General features: G+C 54.0%; 12 protein-coding genes and 3 rRNA genes. 11 read left to right on the plus strand and 4 right to left on the minus strand.

Annotated elements, in window-relative coordinates; genetic code table 11:
* Window positions 1-90 precede the first annotated feature (90 nt).
* The 6 genes from MTP41_RS09760 (at window position 91) to MTP41_RS09785 (ending at window position 6,985) form a co-directional block, all read left to right on the plus strand.
* Entirely contained in the window at window positions 91-813 is a 723-nt protein-coding gene (locus MTP41_RS09760) for a DUF4830 domain-containing protein (protein ID WP_005937622.1), read from the plus strand.
* Window positions 814-1,106: 293 nt separating this feature from the next.
* Entirely contained in the window at window positions 1,107-1,370 is a 264-nt protein-coding gene (locus MTP41_RS09765; protein WP_005937619.1) for an HPr family phosphocarrier protein, read from the plus strand.
* A gap of 106 nt (window positions 1,371-1,476) precedes the next feature.
* Entirely contained in the window at window positions 1,477-3,117 is a 1,641-nt protein-coding gene (gene ptsP / locus MTP41_RS09770) for a phosphoenolpyruvate--protein phosphotransferase (RefSeq protein ID WP_249235431.1), read from the plus strand.
* 183 nt (window positions 3,118-3,300) lie between these two features.
* Window positions 3,301-4,482, plus strand: a complete 1,182-nt coding sequence (locus MTP41_RS09775; RefSeq protein WP_249235432.1) for a cation diffusion facilitator family transporter — start codon at window positions 3,301-3,303, stop codon at window positions 4,480-4,482.
* A gap of 19 nt (window positions 4,483-4,501) precedes the next feature.
* Complete coding sequence (locus MTP41_RS09780) at window positions 4,502-5,689, plus strand: pyridoxal phosphate-dependent aminotransferase (protein WP_097774283.1); 1,188 nt, start codon at window positions 4,502-4,504, stop codon at window positions 5,687-5,689.
* A gap of 84 nt (window positions 5,690-5,773) precedes the next feature.
* Entirely contained in the window at window positions 5,774-6,985 is a 1,212-nt protein-coding gene (locus MTP41_RS09785; RefSeq protein ID WP_249235433.1) for an NADP-dependent isocitrate dehydrogenase, read from the plus strand.
* Window positions 6,986-7,085: 100 nt separating this feature from the next.
* Here MTP41_RS09785 and MTP41_RS09790 read toward each other — a convergent pair whose 3' ends face one another.
* Entirely contained in the window at window positions 7,086-7,256 is a 171-nt protein-coding gene (locus tag MTP41_RS09790) for a hypothetical protein (RefSeq protein ID WP_165852900.1), read from the minus strand.
* A gap of 32 nt (window positions 7,257-7,288) precedes the next feature.
* Entirely contained in the window at window positions 7,289-8,044 is a 756-nt protein-coding gene (gene aroD / locus MTP41_RS09795; protein ID WP_249235434.1) for a type I 3-dehydroquinate dehydratase, read from the minus strand.
* A 575-nt stretch (window positions 8,045-8,619) separates the two neighbouring features.
* Here aroD and MTP41_RS09800 point away from each other — a divergent pair.
* The 4 genes from MTP41_RS09800 to MTP41_RS09815 all read left to right on the plus strand — a co-directional run bounded on the left by MTP41_RS09800 (window position 8,620) and on the right by MTP41_RS09815 (window position 14,448).
* Window positions 8,620-10,130 (plus strand): 16S ribosomal RNA (locus MTP41_RS09800).
* A gap of 268 nt (window positions 10,131-10,398) precedes the next feature.
* Window positions 10,399-13,233: ribosomal RNA gene (locus tag MTP41_RS09805) — 23S ribosomal RNA — on the plus strand.
* A 127-nt stretch (window positions 13,234-13,360) separates the two neighbouring features.
* Window positions 13,361-13,477 (plus strand): 5S ribosomal RNA (gene rrf, locus MTP41_RS09810).
* The 16S, 23S and 5S rRNA genes sit together here, the layout of an rRNA operon.
* Window positions 13,478-13,587: 110 nt before the next feature.
* Window positions 13,588-14,448: a GIY-YIG nuclease family protein gene (locus tag MTP41_RS09815; protein WP_097777460.1), complete on the plus strand. Its 861-nt coding sequence runs from the start codon at window positions 13,588-13,590 to the stop codon at window positions 14,446-14,448.
* Between the two features lie 128 nt (window positions 14,449-14,576).
* On the opposite strand, the gene murC is transcribed toward MTP41_RS09815, so the two are convergent.
* The gene (murC, locus tag MTP41_RS09820; protein ID WP_097777378.1) at window positions 14,577-15,959 is read right to left on the minus strand and encodes a UDP-N-acetylmuramate--L-alanine ligase; all 1,383 of its coding nucleotides are present in this window, start codon (window positions 15,957-15,959) and stop codon (window positions 14,577-14,579) included.
* Between the two features lie 330 nt (window positions 15,960-16,289).
* Between murC and MTP41_RS09825 the strand changes: the two genes are divergently transcribed.
* Window positions 16,290-17,138, plus strand: coding sequence for a DegV family protein (locus MTP41_RS09825; RefSeq protein WP_097777379.1), 849 nt, complete (start codon window positions 16,290-16,292; stop codon window positions 17,136-17,138).
* Between the two features lie 35 nt (window positions 17,139-17,173).
* Here MTP41_RS09825 and coaBC read toward each other — a convergent pair whose 3' ends face one another.
* A complete protein-coding gene (gene coaBC / locus MTP41_RS09830; RefSeq protein ID WP_249235435.1) occupies window positions 17,174-18,370 on the minus strand; it encodes a bifunctional phosphopantothenoylcysteine decarboxylase/phosphopantothenate--cysteine ligase CoaBC in 1,197 nt (398 codons plus the stop codon).
* Between the last annotated feature and the right edge of the window lie 126 nt (window positions 18,371-18,496).

The raw sequence follows: 18,496 nt of genomic DNA on the forward strand, positions 1-18,496 counted from the left end.
GCAGGTTTTACCTGCCCTTTTGTCATACACCCCAGCTGTGCTGAATAAATTGTTCTCAGAGCAATAAACAGGCTGGGGAGGCATGGGGATATGTTTGTAGTCACGTTGAGCAAAACGAGCCTGAAAAAACTGGGTCTGGGTGCCATGTGCTGCGCACTGGTGGTGGGCAGTGCTCTGCTGGGCCGGTTCATCAGCAACCGCACCGTTGCGGTCTCGGCGGCGGTGAACAAAATTGAGAGTGCACAGGACATCCAGACATGGTTCACCGGCTACGGTCTGGATGTGGACGGCGCATCCATCACGGCAGACAAGGTCAAGATCCCCCGCAAGTGGGATGACAGTTTTTCGGCCTTCAACGGGGTGGTGCAGCAGAGCGGCATGGACCTTGCACGCTACAAGGGCAAGACCGTGGAAAAATGGACGGCGCTGATCCCGGCGGCAAGCAGCGGCGAGACCAGCCGCTACGGCGTGCTGTTGGTGTACCGCAAAAAGGCCGTGGGAGCTTACCTGCTGGAACGGCCCTCCGGCGTTGTGGTGGGCCTGAAAGACATGCAGGCCGCCATGGCGGAAGCTGAGGCAAAGCAGACTTCCGGCGAGGACTACGAGGGCGACTGGGGTGAGCGCCACGACGAAGAGCTGACCGGCAGCGAACCGGCACAGCAGACCTCCGGCGAGGACTACAGCGGCGATTGGGGCGAACGCCATGACGAGGAATTGACCGCCCAGCAGACCTCCGGTGAGCCGGATGCCGTGCCGCAGGCTGTGCCTTATACGGAACTGCCGCTGGATGCCGAGGGATATCCGGTGGAATGAGCACCGGAACGACCTGCCAAAGCCGGAAACGACCGGGAACAGCTTCGGGTTTTGATGCAAAATCAGGCCGCAATTTGCCTAAAATTTGCGCACAAGCAGAAGAAAAAGTGAAATGCGTGCATTTTTGTCACATTTGTATGTTCAATTGTACCAAAATTTTGCATAAAAAATTAGCAATATGAAATGGTGAAAAATTCCCGGCAAGGGTTTATAATAGATGTATCAACCGTGCCGCGGCTCGGCCGCGTCTGGTGCAAGTGCAGAAGCGCCGCACGGGATCAAGTAAGGAGAAAATGATTATGAAGGAATTCCAGTATACCGTTAAGGATGCATGCGGCATCCACGCTCGTCCCGCCGGCCTGCTCGTCAAGACTGTCAAGGGCTTTGCCAGCAGTGCTACCCTGGAAAAGGACGGCAAGAGCTGCGATATGCGCAAGCTGATGGCTCTGATGGGCATGGGTGTAAAGCAGGGTGAGACCGTTACCGTCAAGGTCGAGGGCGACGACGAGGAAGCTGCAGCAGCAGCCATCCAGAAGTTCCTGACCGAGAACGTCTGATTCCGCAGTTAAGATGAGGAAGGCCCTCGCGGGTGAGCTGCGGGGGCTTTTTTTGGACTGTCGGAGCAGTGCGGCCCCGGCACAGATGAAGAAGGAGTAGTGTGCAATGCAGGTAGGCACCGGTAAGAGCATCCTGAATGGCATCGCCATCGGCAAGCTCAAGATCTACAAGAAAAAGGATACTGCCATTTCTGCCGCAGAGGTAGCGGATACCGCAGCGGAAGTGGCGCGTTTTGAAGAAGCGCAGCAGAAGGCCATTGAGCAGCAGACTGCGCTGTATGAAAAGGCACTGGCAGAGGCTGGCGAGGACATCGCCGAGGTGTTCAACATCCACGCCATGATGCTGGAAGACGACGACTTTGTGGATGCCATCAAGGAGATCATCAACAGCCAGAAAAAGTGTGCCGAGTACGCCGTCAAGACGGCAGGCAACAATCAGGCTGCGGTGTTCGCCGCCATGGATGACCCGTATCTGCAGGCCCGCAGTGCAGATGTCATCGATATCGCACAGGCCATTCTGGACATCCTGCAGGGGGTGGACAACGCCAGCCTGCAGGGCACCGAGCCCAGCATTCTGGTCGCGGAGGATCTGGCCCCGTCTGAGACCGTCCGCATGGATAAGAGCCTGCTGCTGGGCTTTATCACCCGTGAGGGCAGCTCCAACAGCCACACCGCCATTCTGGCCCGCAGCATGAACATCCCTGCCCTGATCCAGTGCAAGGATATTCAGGACGACTGGGACGGCAAGATGGCGGTCATCGATGGCTACAACGCCTGCGTTTACGTTGAACCCACCCCCGATCTGCTCAAGAGCCTGAAGAAGCGCCAGCAGGAAGATCAGAAGAAGCAGGCCCTGCTGCAGGAGCTGAAGGGCAAGCCCAACACCACGCTGGACGGCAAAACCATCAATGTCTTTGCCAACATCGGCGGCATGAGCGATGTGGGTGCTGTGCAGCAGAACGATGCCGGCGGCGTAGGCCTGTTCCGCACTGAGTTCGTCTACCTGAACTGCAAGGACTTCCCCACCGAGGACTACCAGTTCGAGGCCTACAAGCAGGTGGTGGAGAGTTTGGCTCCCCGCAAGGTGGTCGTCCGTACCTGTGACATCGGTGCCGATAAGACCGTCGATTACATGAAGCTGGATCACGAGGAGAACCCCGCTTTGGGCTACCGCGCCATCCGCATCTGCCTGACCCGCAGGGACTTCTTCAAGACCCAGCTGCGCGCTCTGCTGCGTGCTTCTGCCTACGGCAACATGAGCATCATGTTCCCCATGATCACCAGCCTGCGGGAGCTGCAGGATGCCAAGGCTGTTCTGGAAGAATGCCGCGCAGAACTGACCGCCGAGGGCGTGAAGATGGGCCAGAACATCGAGGTGGGCACCATGATCGAGACCCCCGCCGCTGTACTGATCGCGGACGAGCTGGCTGCCGAGTGCGACTTCTTCTCCATCGGCACCAACGACCTGACCCAGTACACCTGTGCGCTGGACCGCCAGAATGCAAAGCTGGAGCCGTTCTTCAACCCGCACCATCCCGCTGTGCTGCGCGCCATCAAGATGACCATTGAGGCGGGCCACCGCCACGGCATCTGGGTGGGCATCTGCGGTGAGCTGGGTGCCGACACCGCCCTCACCGAGACCTTCCTGCGCATGGGCGTGGACGAGCTGTCCATGAATGCCAAGAGCATCCTGCCGGTGCGCAAGATCATCCGCAGCGTGGACCTGAGCAAGCCTTCTGAGAAGTAATTCATCCGAGAATCCCGGTTTACCGTTCCCATAAAGCTCCCCGGCAGGGCATCCCGCTCTGCCGGGGTCTTTCTATACCGGGCAAAAGTTTTCGGAAAATACTTTAAAACGATAAAGCGAAATGCTATACTATAAGCGATGACAGGGTATGCAGGTGTCCAGCGCTGCCCATGGAGGACCGTTATGACTCAGTTTTTGATTCGTCTTTTCATCCGCCAGCCCGACCATGCGCAGGACCCTAAGGTGCGCGCCGCCTACGGCAACCTTGCCTGCTGGGTGGGCGTGGCATGCAACCTGCTGCTGTGTCTGGGCAAGCTGACCGTAGGCACTCTGTTCGGCTCTATTGCCATCATGGCAGATGCCCTGAACAACCTGTCGGATGCCTCGTCCAACGTGGTCAGTCTGGTGGGCTTCAAGCTGGCCGGCAAGGCCCCGGACGCAGAGCATCCCTTCGGCCATGCCCGGTATGAATATCTGGCGGGGCTGGTAGTCAGCGTGACCATTCTCGGCATCGGCTTTTCGCTGCTGAAGGAATCTGTGGTCAAGGTGCTGCACCCCACCCCGGTGGTGTTCAGCTGGCTCACGGTGGCCGTGCTGATCGCATCCATCCTCGTCAAGCTGTGGATGAGCGGCTTCAACCGCACCATCGGGCGTATCATCGGCTCCGAGACCCTCATTGCCACTGCTGCGGACAGCCGCAACGATGTGCTGAGCACCAGCGCGGTGCTCATTGCAGCGGTGCTGTGCCGCGTGACCGGCTGGGATGTGCTGGATGGCCTGATGGGTGTAGGCGTGGCGGCGTTCATACTGATCTCCGGCTGGGGCCTTGTGATGGATACGCTCAGCCCGCTGCTGGGCGAAAGCCCCAGCGAGGATCTGGTGGACCACATCGAGCAGAAGGTGCTCTCTTATCCCGGCGTGCTGGGAATGCATGACCTGATGGTGCACGACTACGGCCCGGGACACCAGTTCGCCTCCCTGCATGTGGAGCTGCCCGCCGAGCAGGACTCGCTGGAGGCACACGACCTGATCGACAACATTGAGCGGGACTTTTTTAAGAATGACCGGCTTTTGGTTACCATCCACTACGATCCCATCGTCACCTCGGACGCTGCCGTGGGCGTGCTGCGCGCCCGCCTGACCGAAAAGCTGCGTCAGATGGACCCGGAGCTTTCTCTGCACGATCTGCGCATCGTGCCGGGCAGGACCCACACCAACGTGCTGTTCGATCTGGTGCTGCCGGCAGGCTATGCAGGGGATAAGGTAGAGCTGCTGGCACAGCTGGAACAGTTCATCAAGGAACAGGATACAGCCTACAGCTGCATCATCAAGGTGGAACAGAGCTATACGGCTGCCCACAAATAAACTCTCAGGGGGAAGTATTATGCTGAATGAGACCTACCGCGCGATGCTCGGCAATAAGAGCGTCATCCGCGAGACCTTCATGTACGGCAAGCAGCGTGCTGCCGAGATCGGATATGAGAACGTGTTCGATTACTCGCTGGGCAACCCCAGCGTGCCCTGCCCGCAGGAGTTCACTGCCGCCATGCAGGATCTGCTGACCAACGAAGAGCCGGTAAACCTGCACGGCTACTGCCCTAGTCAGGGTGACCCGGGCTTCCGCACCGATGTGGCAGCGCACCTGACAAAGACCTTTGGCCTGCCCTATGAGCAGAAGCACATCTTCCCCACCACCGGTGCGGCGGGTGCCATTGCCCATGCCATCCGTGCGGTCACGCAGCCCGGCGACGAGGTGCTCACCTTTGCGCCCTACTTCCCGGAGTACGGCCCTTATGTGGCGGGCACCGGGGCAGTCCTCAAGGTGGTGCCGCCGCAGGCACCGACCTTCCAGCCCAATCTGGACGCATTCGAGCAGATGATCGGCGAAAAGACCACCTGTGTGCTCATCAACACCCCCAATAACCCCACCGGCGTGGTCTACTCTGCCGGGACGCTCACCCGCATGGCAGAGATCCTGACCGAGAAGAGCAAGGCGTTTGGCCACAACATCTTCCTCGTCAGCGATGAGCCCTACCGGGATATCGCATTCGACGGCAAAAAGGTGCCCTACCCGGCGGCGTTCTACCCCCACACTCTCACCTGCTTTTCCTATTCCAAGAGCCTGAGCCTGCCCGGCGAGCGCCTTGGCTATGTGGCGGTGCGTCCGGGCTGTGAGGGCGAGGATGTGCTGGTGGACATGATGGCCCAGATCTCCCGCTTCACCGGCCATAACTGCCCGCCCAGCATCATCCAGCGGGCCGTAAGCCGCTGTCAGGATGTGACCAGTGATCTGAGTGTGTATGAGACCAACATGAACCTGCTGTACGATAAGCTCACCGCGCTGGGCTTTGAGGTGGAGCGCCCCGGCGGTACCTTCTACATCTTCCCCAAGGCTCTGGAAGAGGATGCCAACGCTTTCTGCATGAAGGCCCGGGAGTTTGACCTGCTGCTGGTGCCCAGCGACAGCTTCGGTGTCAAGGGCTATGTGCGCCTTGCCTACTGCATCGATACCGAAAAGGTCAAGCGCAGCCTGCCGGCCCTTGAAAAGCTGGCAGCCGCTTACCGCAAATAAACATTCTGCCGAACTGCCCGCGCGGCATCTGGCAGTGCAGCGCGGCTGGAGAAACGATCCAAAGAGAGGAAAGGGAACCCTGCTATGGAAAAGATCAAAATGACCACGCCCCTCGTCGAGATGGACGGCGACGAAATGACCCGCATTCTGTGGAAGATGATCAAGGACGAACTGATCCTTCCGTTTGTGGACCTCAAGACCGAATATTACGATCTGGGCCTGCCCAACCGCGACGCTACCGCCGACAAGGTGACCATGGAGGCCGCCCTTGCCAACAAGAAGTACGGCGTTTCGGTCAAGTGCGCCACCATCACTCCCAATGCCCAGCGCATGGACGAGTACAAGCTGCATGAGATGTGGAAAAGCCCCAACGGAACCATCCGCGCTGTGCTGGACGGCACCGTGTTCCGCGCGCCCATCATGATCGACAGCATCAAGCCGGTGGTCAAGAACTGGAAAAAGCCCATCACCATTGCCCGCCACGCCTACGGCGATGTGTACAAGTGCACTGAGTTCCGCATCCCGGGTGCCGGCAAGGCTGAACTGGTGTTCACCGGTGCCGATGGCTCTGAGCAGCGCGCCACCGTGTTTGACTTTGAGGGCGCTGGCGTTCTGCAGGGCCAGTACAACAAGGATGATTCCATCCGCAGCTTTGCCCGCAGCTGCTTCAACTACGCACTGGATGTGAAGCAGGATCTGTGGTTCGGCGCAAAGGATACCATCTCCAAGAAGTACGACCACACCTTCAAGGATATCTTCCAGGAGGTGTACGACACCGAGTATCAGGCAAAGTTCGAGGCCGCAGGCATCACCTACTTCTACAGCCTCATTGACGATATCGTTGCCCGCGTCATTCGCAGCGAGGGCGGCTTTGTCTGGGCCTGCAAGAACTACGACGGTGACGTGATGAGCGATATGGTCTCCACCGCCTTTGGCTCTCTGGCAATGATGACCAGCGTGCTGGTCAGTCCGGACGGCAAATATGAGTTCGAGGCCGCCCACGGCACCGTTACCCGCCACTATTATAAGTACCTGAAGGGCGAAAAGACCTCCACTAACCCCATGGCTACCATCTTTGCGTGGTCTGGCGCGTTCAAGAAGCGCGGTGAACTGGACGGCCTGCCGGAGCTGGTGAAGTTTGGCGAGGCACTGGAAGCCGCCAGCCTGCAGACCCTGAACGACGGCATCATGACGAAAGACCTGTGCGGTCTGGCTGAGGGCATCACCCCCACCGCTGTGGACAGCGAGGGCTTTATCAAGGCCATCCGCACCCGTCTGGAAGCCAAGCTGGCATAAAACGATTTTCAATATAACATAAAAACCGGAACGATCCACCCGAAAAAAGGGACGATCGTTCCGGTTTTTGTTTTAGGCAGGATGTGCGACAAACTGGAATTTAGTAACGCAAAAGGAAATATACGACATATACCCAACTAAGTAATCCATGAAAAATCGCCCAACCGACAGACTTCCACGTTGTATAACTAATAACCATAGCTAATGCACTTCCAAAAGTTATTCCTGATTTTACCGTTTTCTTGACATTCGTTGATTTATTATCTTCCATGTTTGTTTCCTCCACAAATTCCGAGTTGTTGGTTACAAATGCAGTGCATCCAGTACTTCATTTACGATGTCCAGCGATACCTGCCCCGGTGCACTTGCCTGTCCGGGATTGGCAAAGGTCATGGCGGAGCCAAGGGCTTCGCCGGAAAGGCGGCTCACCGCGCCCAGAGCTCCCATGCTCATGGTAATGATGGGAGTCTCCGGATGCCGGTCGGCCATTTCAGCGGTGGCAGCCAGAAGCTCCAGCACATCGGCACGGCTCTGGGGCATCACAGCCAGCTTGGGCAGATTAGCCCCGGCCTGCTGCATGGCAACCATGCGGCTCACCAGTTCGGCGCGCGGCGGCGTTTTATGGAAGTCGTGGCTGGAACACACCACTGCAGCCCCGGCGGTGTGGGCATCTTCGATCAGCGCGGGAAGCTCTGCGCCTGCAGTGAAAAATTCAATGTCGATCAGATCGGCGCAGTCGGTGGCAAGAACGGTGCGGATAAAATGAAGATACTCTTCGTGAGCCAAAGCGGCCTTGCCGCCTTCGGCTTTTGTGCGGAAGGTGAAAAGCAGCAGTTGATCCTTCAAGGCAACACGGAGCTTCGCGGCGCAGTGCACGATAGCCGGAAGGTCTTTTGCGCCTTCAAAGCAATCGATGCGCCATTCCACACAATCGGCGCGCAATGTGGAAAACTCGGCAGCTTTTTCAAGAACGGCGGTTTCCGTGGGCTCTACAATAGGAATAATAACTTTGGGGCGGCCCTCGCCGATGCAGCAGCCGCGGATGTTGACACGGGACATGGCGCTTCTCCTTTATGTAATAAGTATAGCTATGTTATACAAGATATGGGGATGACTCCATAATACGTTCTGCCCGTCACCTTGTCAAGAAAAAGGCGCGCCCCGAAACGGGTGAAAAACAGGGGGATTCTTTGCTCTGCAAAGAAATTGGAAAAAAGTTGTCAAAAAGTGTTGACAGAGAGCGGGAGGTGTGGTATTATATTTGAGCGCCAAGCGCTGAGGCAAAAGAATGACTTCCGAAGCCTCAGCAGGAAGCCCTTGAAAAGAACCAATAGACGCTGAAAAGTTTCGGTTTGTTCTGAGAAACTTCTTAGATGTCCAAGTTCAGAAAGTTCAAAAGCTTCTAAAAAATAAGGCTTGACAAAAAACCACTTCGGTGGTAAAATAAACAGGTCGTCAGCCGCAAGGCTGAGGCGCACAGGACCTTGAAAATTGAACAATATCGAAAAACTTGTAAGGAACCTTTTAAGTGTTTGGAAAAACACTAAAAACAATTCCAAAAGTAATTCACACAGGACGCAAGCGATTGCGTGCTGAGCGAACAAGATTTAACACTTTAGAAGTGATAAATATCATTTATAAAGAGTTTGATCCTGGCTCAGGACGAACGCTGGCGGCGCGCCTAACACATGCAAGTCGAACGAGCGAGAGAGAGCTTGCTTTCTCGAGCGAGTGGCGAACGGGTGAGTAACGCGTGAGGAACCTGCCTCAAAGAGGGGGACAACAGTTGGAAACGACTGCTAATACCGCATAAGCCCACGGGTCGGCATCGACCAGAGGGAAAAGGAGCAATCCGCTTTGAGATGGCCTCGCGTCCGATTAGCTAGTTGGTGAGGTAATGGCCCACCAAGGCGACGATCGGTAGCCGGACTGAGAGGTTGAACGGCCACATTGGGACTGAGACACGGCCCAGACTCCTACGGGAGGCAGCAGTGGGGAATATTGCACAATGGGGGAAACCCTGATGCAGCGACGCCGCGTGGAGGAAGAAGGTCTTCGGATTGTAAACTCCTGTTGTTGGGGAAGATAATGACGGTACCCAACAAGGAAGTGACGGCTAACTACGTGCCAGCAGCCGCGGTAAAACGTAGGTCACAAGCGTTGTCCGGAATTACTGGGTGTAAAGGGAGCGCAGGCGGGAAGACAAGTTGGAAGTGAAATCTATGGGCTCAACCCATAAACTGCTTTCAAAACTGTTTTTCTTGAGTAGTGCAGAGGTAGGCGGAATTCCCGGTGTAGCGGTGGAATGCGTAGATATCGGGAGGAACACCAGTGGCGAAGGCGGCCTACTGGGCACCAACTGACGCTGAGGCTCGAAAGTGTGGGTAGCAAACAGGATTAGATACCCTGGTAGTCCACACCGTAAACGATGATTACTAGGTGTTGGAGGATTGACCCCTTCAGTGCCGCAGTTAACACAATAAGTAATCCACCTGGGGAGTACGACCGCAAGGTTGAAACTCAAAGGAATTGACGGGGGCCCGCACAAGCAGTGGAGTATGTGGTTTAATTCGACGCAACGCGAAGAACCTTACCAAGTCTTGACATCCCTTGACGATGCTGGAAACAGTATTTCTCTTCGGAGCAAGGAGACAGGTGGTGCATGGTTGTCGTCAGCTCGTGTCGTGAGATGTTGGGTTAAGTCCCGCAACGAGCGCAACCCTTATGGTCAGTTACTACGCAAGAGGACTCTGGCCAGACTGCCGTTGACAAAACGGAGGAAGGTGGGGATGACGTCAAATCATCATGCCCTTTATGACTTGGGCTACACACGTACTACAATGGCGTTAAACAAAGAGAAGCAAGACCGCGAGGTGGAGCAAAACTCAGAAACAACGTCCCAGTTCGGACTGCAGGCTGCAACTCGCCTGCACGAAGTCGGAATTGCTAGTAATCGTGGATCAGCATGCCACGGTGAATACGTTCCCGGGCCTTGTACACACCGCCCGTCACACCATGAGAGCCGGGGGGACCCGAAGTCGGTAGTCTAACCGCAAGGAGGACGCCGCCGAAGGTAAAACTGGTGATTGGGGTGAAGTCGTAACAAGGTAGCCGTAGGAGAACCTGCGGCTGGATCACCTCCTTTCTAAGGAGTCAGGCAAGGACAGGACATCAAAAGATGGACAGTCCTTGGACAGGTAACAAACGAGTAGAGTAGATATTGTTCGATTTTGAGGGCCCTGAAAAGGGAACTCAAAGACGTACCTTGAAAACTGAATAATAACTGCGAAACAAAGATTATAGTAAGTTCTTTTTTAAGAAATATTACAATTTCAAAAGGAAGGGTAACAATAATCTTCGTTGGCAAGAGAGAATCAAGAGGATACCAAATGTTCTTAAGAGAACGTTTGAAAGGTCAAGCGAACAAGGGCGCAGGGCGAATGCCTTGGCACTGGGAGCCGATGAAAGACGTGATAAGCTGCGATAAGCTTCGGGGAGCTGCAAATAAGCATTGATCCGGAGATTTCTGAATGAGGAAACTCACCTGAGTTCATACTCAGGTACGTTATACTGAACTTCAAAATAGGTATATCGAGGGAACCGCCTGAACTGAAACATCTAAGTAGGGCGAGGAAGAGACATCAAACGAGATTCCGTAAGTAGTGGCGAGCGAACGCGGAAGAGGGCAAACCGAGAGTAGAAATACTTTCGGGGTACGGAGCGCATTTAGGACTTAAGTTGTTAACCGAACGGCATGGGAAGGCCGGTCAGAGAGTGTGAGAACCACGTAGGTGAAAACGACAAGAGCCGAGCGAATTCCAGAGTACGGCCAGACACGTGAAACCTGGTCGGAACACGGGGGGACCACCCTCCAACCCTAAATACTACCCAGTGACCGATAGCGTATAGTACTGTGAAGGAAAGGTGAAAAGCACCCCGGGAGGGGAGTGAAAAAGAACCTGAAACCCTGTGCCTACAAGCACCTAGAGCGCGTCAAAGCGTGATAGGGTACTTTTTGTAGAACGGTCCGGCGAGCGATTGTATGCAGCAAGGTTAAGGACTTAAGGTCTGGAGCCGAAGCGAAAGCGAGTTTGAAAAGGGCGTTAAGTTGCATATAATGGGCCCGAAACCGGGTGACCTACCCATGGTCAGGTTGAAGTGGAAGTAAAATTCCATGGAGGACCGAACCGACCTCCGTTGAAAAGGCGGCGGATGAACTGTGGGTAGCGGAGAAATTCCAATCGAACCCGGAGATAGCTGGTTCTCCCCGAAATAGTTTTAGGACTAGCCTCAAGTTAGATACCTGGAGGTAAAGCACTGAATAGCCTAGCGGCCGAGAGGTTAGCGAAGCTTATCAAACTCAGAATGCCAGAGTATTGATGCTTGGGAGTCAGACAGTGTCAGATAAATGTCATTGTCAAAAGGGAAACAGCCCAGATCTACAGCTAAGGTCCCAAAGTCAGGTTAAGTGGAAAACGATGTGAAGATACGTAGACAACCAGGATGTTGGCTCAGAAGCAGCCACTCATTCAAAGAGTGCGTAATAGCTCACTGGTCGAGCGTCTTTGCGCGGAGAATTTAACGGGGCTAAACCTGACACCGAAGCTTAGGCAGCATGTTTACATGCTGGGTAGGGGAGCGTTGTATACGCGGTGAAACAGTAGCGCAAGCGGCTGTGGAGTGTATAGAAGTGAGAATGCCGGAATGAGTAGCGCGAATGCAGTGAGAATCTGCATGGCCGAAAGCCTCAGGTTTCTGGAGGAAGGTTCGTCCGCTCCAGGTTAGTCGGGAGCTAAGGTGAGGCCTAACGGCGTAGCCGATGCACAGACGGTAGAGATTCCGTCACCACCAAAAGAGTTAAACACAGGGACACATATGAAGTCTCGGAGCCGGGTGTTGGTTCCGGTAGCGATCGAGGGAAGTTAGTACCGAAGTCCGGGATGGAAGATGGCGAGAAAAGCTGTGTGTATTTCTGCGGTGCCCGTACCGCAAACCGACACAGGTAGGTAGGAAGAAGATTCTAAGGCCAACGGGAGAAGGGTTGTTAAGGAACTCGGCAAATTGACCCCGTAACTTCGGGAGAAGGGGTGCTGCAGCAATGCAGCCGCAGAGAATCGGCCCAAGCAACTGTTTACCAAAAACACAGGTTTGTGCTAAATCGAAAGATGACGTATACGAGCTGACGCCTGCCCGGTGCTGGAAGGTTAAGAGGAGATGTGCAAGCATTGAATCGAAGCCCCAGTGAACGGCGGCCGTAACTATAACGGTCCTAAGGTAGCGAAATTCCTTGTCAGGTAAGTTCTGACCCGCATGAAAGGCGTAATGATTTGGGCACTGTCTCAACAGCCCGCCCGGCGAAATTGTAGTACCGGTGAAGATGCCGGTTACCCGCGACAAGACGGAAAGACCCCATGGAGCTTTACTGTAGCCTAATATTGGGTTTCGATGTTGCATGCACAGGATAGATGGGACACTGGGAAGCAGGTGCTTTGGCGCTTGTGGAGTGGCCGTTGGGATACCATCCTTGCGATATTGGAATTCTAACCTGCGCCTTTGAATCAAGGCGGGGGACATTGTTAGGTGGGCAGTTTGACTGGGGCGGTCGCCTCCTAAAGAGTAACGGAGGCGTTCAAAGGTTCGCTCAGCTTGAACGGAAATCAAGCAAAAGAGTGCAAACGCAGAAGCGAGCCTAACTGCGAGACTGACGGGTCGAGCAGTAACGAAAGTTGGAGTTAGTGATCCGGTGGTATGTGAGTGGAAATGCCATCGCTCAACGGATAAAAGTTACCCTGGGGATAACAGGCTGATCTCCCCCAAGAGTCCACATCGACGGGGAGGTTTGGCACCTCGATGTCGGCTCATCGCATCCTGGGGCTGTATTCGGTCCCAAGGGTTTGGCTGTTCGCCAATTAAAGCGGTACGCGAGCTGGGTTCAGAACGTCGTGAGACAGTTCGGTCCCTATCTGTCGTGGGCGCAGGATATTTGATGGGAGCTGTTCCTAGTACGAGAGGACCGGAGCGGACGTACCTCTGGCGCACCAGTTGTTCTGCCAAGAGCATAGCTGGGCAACTATGTACGGATCGGATAAACGCTGAAAGCATCTAAGCGTGAAGCCGACCCAAAGATAAGATATCCCATTGTTTCAAACAAGTAAGACCCCTTGAAGACTACAAGGTTGATAGGCACGATGTGTAAGTGGAGCGATCCATTCAGCAAGCGTGTACTAATAGGTCGAGGGCTTGACCACAATTCGCTTGAGACTCTGAGAGTCAACGAAAAAATGTAAGCAGTGATTATTCAGTTTTGAAGGCACGTCCTTCTAAGAAACACTGGACAAAGTACAACAAACATGTTATACTGGTTCAGTCAGATCGGTCGGTGTCGATGACGGTGAGGTTCCACCTGTTCCCATTCCGAACACAGAAGTTAAGCTCACTTGTGCCGAAGATAGTTCGCTGGAAACGGCGCGTGAAAATAGGTAGTTGCCGACTTGAACAGAAAACGCTTCAGAAGAAATTCTGAGGCGTTTTTTTTGTCGGAAAATCAATAATTGAAATTCAAGGTACGATGCGATAGAATGAAAAGGGCAGGTGAAGAGAATATGGCATATGGAAAATCTATTGAGCTATTTTTGGTGAACGGGTCGCCAGACAGCATTATAACGGCAGAGCTTTCGAACTGGAACGGTAAAGCAATAAAAATTCCAAGGATTGACGTTCCGTCCTGTACGAGAAATGATATTATGCAGGCGGGCGTTTATTTCTTATTTTGCAAAGAGGATGATGGAACAGAAGCTGTATACATTGGTGAAGCGGAAAATGTAAAAGAAAGACTTGTACAGCATATCCGTGATTATCAAGCCGAAAAAGAAAAGTATTACTGGACTACAGCTGTGATTTTTGTTGGTCGGGATTTGAATAAAGCATTGATACGGTATCTTGAAAATCGCTTTGTTGAAATTGCGAGAAATTGTAAACGCTATGAGGTTCTTACAAAAAATACATATCGCAATACTGTGATGAAAGAATCTCAAATTGCTGTAATGGAAGAATTTATTGACAATGTGAAAATTCTGATTAGTGCATTGGGATATAAGGTTTTGGAAGCTGTTTTAAATACACCTACGCAAAATGATTCTTTACTTGATGATGAAATGTTGAGCATTGAAATTGGAAATGTTAAAGCAAATGGTAAAGTGACAACGGAAGGTTTCGTTGTGCTGAAAGGTGCAACAGTAAATGAAAAAACATCCGACAAATCTTTGACCGCGGGTGCAGTGAAGTTGCGAGAAAAGTATTTTCAGGATGGGCATGTAAAAGATTTAGTACTGACAGATGATATCCTTTTTTCGAGTTCTTCGGCGGCAGCTGATTTCCTTTTAGGGTATAGTGTGAGTGGGCCCAGAACATGGAAAACAACGGATGGAAGAGCATTAAAAGACCTCGAAGCAAGTACAGTTTAAGATATTGGAGAAGTCGGCAGGCATTGTGAGGTGTTATTGTATCTTCCCAATGACAGACAATCATAAAAAGCGGCCCCGCCGCGTTGAGCATTCAACGTGACGGGGCCGCATATTTTATTGGCTGGACTTTACTTATTATCAGCCACCATCATCTTGCTGGCCTTGTAGATGTCGCCGCAGCCGAGGGTGATGACCAGATCGCCCTCCCGGGCGTTCTGCTTGACCCACTCGGCGGCCTCCTCCAGACTGTTCACCAGAACAGAGCCGGGAATCTGAGCGGCCAGTTTTGCACTGGTAATGGTGGGATCGTTGGGCTCACGGCTGCCCATGATCGGGGTCAGCACAGTGATATCGGGGATCTTGAGCACATCCACAAAGTCGTTGAACAGCATCTTGGTGCGGCTGTATGTAAACGGCTGGTGGACGGCGATCAGACGCTTGTAGCCCATCTCCTTGGCAGTGTTCAGGGTAGCGCGCAGCTCGGTGGGATGATGCGCATAATCGTCCACCACCAGAGCGCCGTTACACTCGCCGTAAACCTCAAAGCGGCGGCCAGCGCCCTTGAAATTCAGGGCTGCATCGGCGCACTGCTCCACGGTCAGGCCGATGAAGCGGCAGACGGCGCACATGGCAAGCGCATTGTAAATGTTGTGGTAGCCGGGCACGGCCAGCCGGATGTGGCCGGTGATTTTGCTCCACTCCTTCAGGTCGAACTCAAAGAAGCCAGGTTTGTATTCGTTCACGTTCAGTGCCTGATAATCGCCGTCGTTCTGGATGCCGAAGGTGCGCACGCGGCGGTCCAGCGTGTACATGACATCCATGGTGTTCTTGTCGTCGGCGTTGGCAAAGATCATGAACTTGGTCATCAGGGCAAAGCGCTTGAAGGCAAACTTCAGTTCGCCCATGCTGCCGTAGTAATCCAGATGGTCGTTGTCGATGTTCAGCACAACGGACAGGTACGGGGTCAGTTTCAGGAAGGTCTCGGCAAACTCACAGGACTCAATTACGATATCGTCGCCCTTGCCGGCCTTGCCGTAGCCATTGATCAGCGGAAGCTTGCCGCCGATGACGGCAGACGGGTCGCGGCCTGCCAACTCCAGCGCAGTGGTGATCATGGAAGTGGTGGTGGTTTTTCCGTGAGTGCCGGAGACGCAGATGCTCTGTTTGTACAGGCGGCTCACGTAACCCAACAGAACGCTGCGCTCGATGGTGGGGATGCCGTAGGAGGCAGCGGCATTCAGCTCCACGTTATCTTTGGAAATGGCGGCAGAGTAGACCACCATGTCGGTGCCGATCACATTATCGGCGCTGTGACCCAGGCTGACCTTGACACCCATCTCACGCTCGTAGCGGATGATGCTGCCATCCAGCACATCGCTGCCGGAGATCTCGTAGCCTTTTGCGGCAAGGATCTGGATGAGCGGATACATGCCGCTGCCGCCGCAGCCGATGAAGTGGATCTTTTTTACATTGTCCAGCAGGTGCTGGTTGTAATCGGTGTACATGAACATATAAGGCAACCTCCAAATAAATAACGGCCGCAGAGCAGACCGATTCAATCCATTCTATTAGGATACATCTTATTATATAATTTTTGGCGGACAAAATAAACAGGTAAACCCGAATTTTCGGAAAGAACCATAAATCCAATTCGGAATTTGTGATAAGTGTACAAGAAAACCGAAACCGGGAACTGCTTCATAAAAGATTTACATTTGCCTTTCCAAAATACTTAACAACTTTGAATCATCTGTGGTAAAATAGAAAAGGACAATTTTTTTGAGGGATCATAGGCGCGGCCGACAGAGGATGCAGAACGGTTTTATAAAAGGAGAAATAATGTGAGAATCAAGATCACAGCGGACAGCACCTGCGACCTGTCCGAAGAGCTTTTGGCACAGTGGGACATTGCCCTGATGCCCATGCACATTCTGATGGGCGAGGACAGCTATCTGGACGGCGTAACGATCCACCCGGCAGATGTGTTTGCCTATGTGAATGCGGGCGGCAAAATGCCCAAATCCGCCGCTGCAAATCTGGTGGAATATACCGATTTTTTTGAGCCGTTTGCCAAAGAGTGCGATGCGGTGATCCATATTTCGGTCAGCAGCAAGCTTTCGTCCTGCTTCCAGAATGCGAAGCTGGCGGCAGGCGAATTCGAGAATGTCTATGTGGTGGACAGCCAGAATATCTGTACCGGGCAGGGCTATCTGGTGCTGAAAGCGGCCAAGTGGGCTGCAGATGGCCTGACCCCCCGCAACATTACGATGCGTCTGCAGAGCCTTGCCAAACGGGTAGAGCTGAGCTTTGTACTGGACCGGCTGGATTTTATGGCCAAGAGCGGCCGCTGCTCCGGTGTGCTGGCCTTCGGGGCAAACCTGCTGGGCATCAAGCCCGCACTGGAAGTGATCGACGGCGAACTGAAGGTAGTCAAAAAATACCGCGGCAGCCTGCCCATCTGCGTGGGCAAGTACATCACCGACCGTCTGGTGGAACGCGACGACATCGAGGACAGCCTTGTGTTCATCTCCTCCTGCCAGCCGAAGCCCGGCTGCATGGACGCAGTGAAGGCGGGGCTGAAGAAATACGCCAGCTTCAAGGAATGCCACGAGACAGACATCGGCACCACCATCGGCGGCTATTCCGGCCCGGGTACCATTGGCATCGTGTTTGCACGGAAGGAAAAATAAAAAGTGGCTGTTGCACATGCGACAGCCACTTTTTCTCACTGGGAGCGGCGTTTTAGAATTTCATCCAGAATGGCATCGGCCACATCGGCCTTGCTCATCAGCGGCAGCTCACGGGTGCCGTCCGGGGTAATGAGGGTGACTACATTGGTGTCCACACCAAAACCGGCACCGGCCACTTTCAGGTTGTTGGCAACCACCATGTCCAGATTCTTTTTGGTCAGCTTTGCGGAGGAGTTTTCCACAAGATCGCGGGTCTCCATGGAAAAACCGCACAGGAACTGGTGGGTCTTTTGGGGGCCGATGGTGCCCAGAATATCCGGCGTGCGTTCCAGAGAGATGGACATGTCGCCGTCCTTTTTTTTGATCTTGTCGTTTGCCACGGCAGCGGGGCGGTAGTCGGCCACGGCAGCGGCCATAATGAGCACATCCGCAGCATCAAAGCGGCTGGTGACAGCTTCGTACATCTGCTGGGCGGTGGTCACGGGCACATCGGTGGTAAACTTGACCGGCTGCAGGGCAGTCTCGCCGTGGATAAGGGTGACATCCGCGCCGCGCATGGCGGCAGCCCGGGCAATGGCATAGCCCATCTTGCCGGTGGAATGGTTGGTGAGGTAGCGCACCGGGTCCAGCGGCTCCTGCGTGGGGCCGGCGGTGACGGCAATGCGCAGACCGGCAAGATCTTTGGGCCGGGCAATGGCATGCAGGATATACTCGATCAGAACATCTTCCTTAGGCAGACGGCCGCTGCCAACATCCTTGCAGGCCAGCACGCCGCTCTCGGAGGGGATCACCGTGAAGCCGTAGCGTTCCAGCGTGGCGATATTATCCTGCGTGATGGGGTTTTCCAGCATGCCGGTATTCATGGCCGGAGAAACGAGTTTGGGGCACTTTGCGGCCAGCACTGTGGTGGTGAGCATATCATCGGCGATGCCGTGGGCCATCTTGGCGATGACGTTGGCAGTGGCCGGTGCTACAAGGATCACATCTGCCTTTTTGGCCAGCGAGATATGGGTGACATCAAACTTGAAATCGCGGTCAAAGGTGTCCACCATGCATTTGTGGCCGGTGAGGGTCTCAAAGGTGAGAGGAGTGATGAACTGGGTGGCGTTCCGGGTCATAATGACCTCCACATCGGCTCCCAGCTTGCGCAGTGCGCTGGCCACATTGGCCATTTTATAGGCGGCAATGCCGCCGCTTACGCCCAAAAGGACGCATTTTCCGTTCAGATCCATTGGTCAAACCTCCTGCAAAAACGTACTGTTTCCACATTTCTTACCTTAGTATAATGCAAAAGTTCCGCCAGCACAACAAAATCTTTGTACGGGCTTGTAACTGGGGACAAAATGCGGTAAAATACA

Source organism: Faecalibacterium sp. I4-3-84, assembly GCF_023347255.1.
In the GTDB taxonomy this organism is placed as follows: domain Bacteria; phylum Bacillota; class Clostridia; order Oscillospirales; family Ruminococcaceae; genus Faecalibacterium; species Faecalibacterium taiwanense.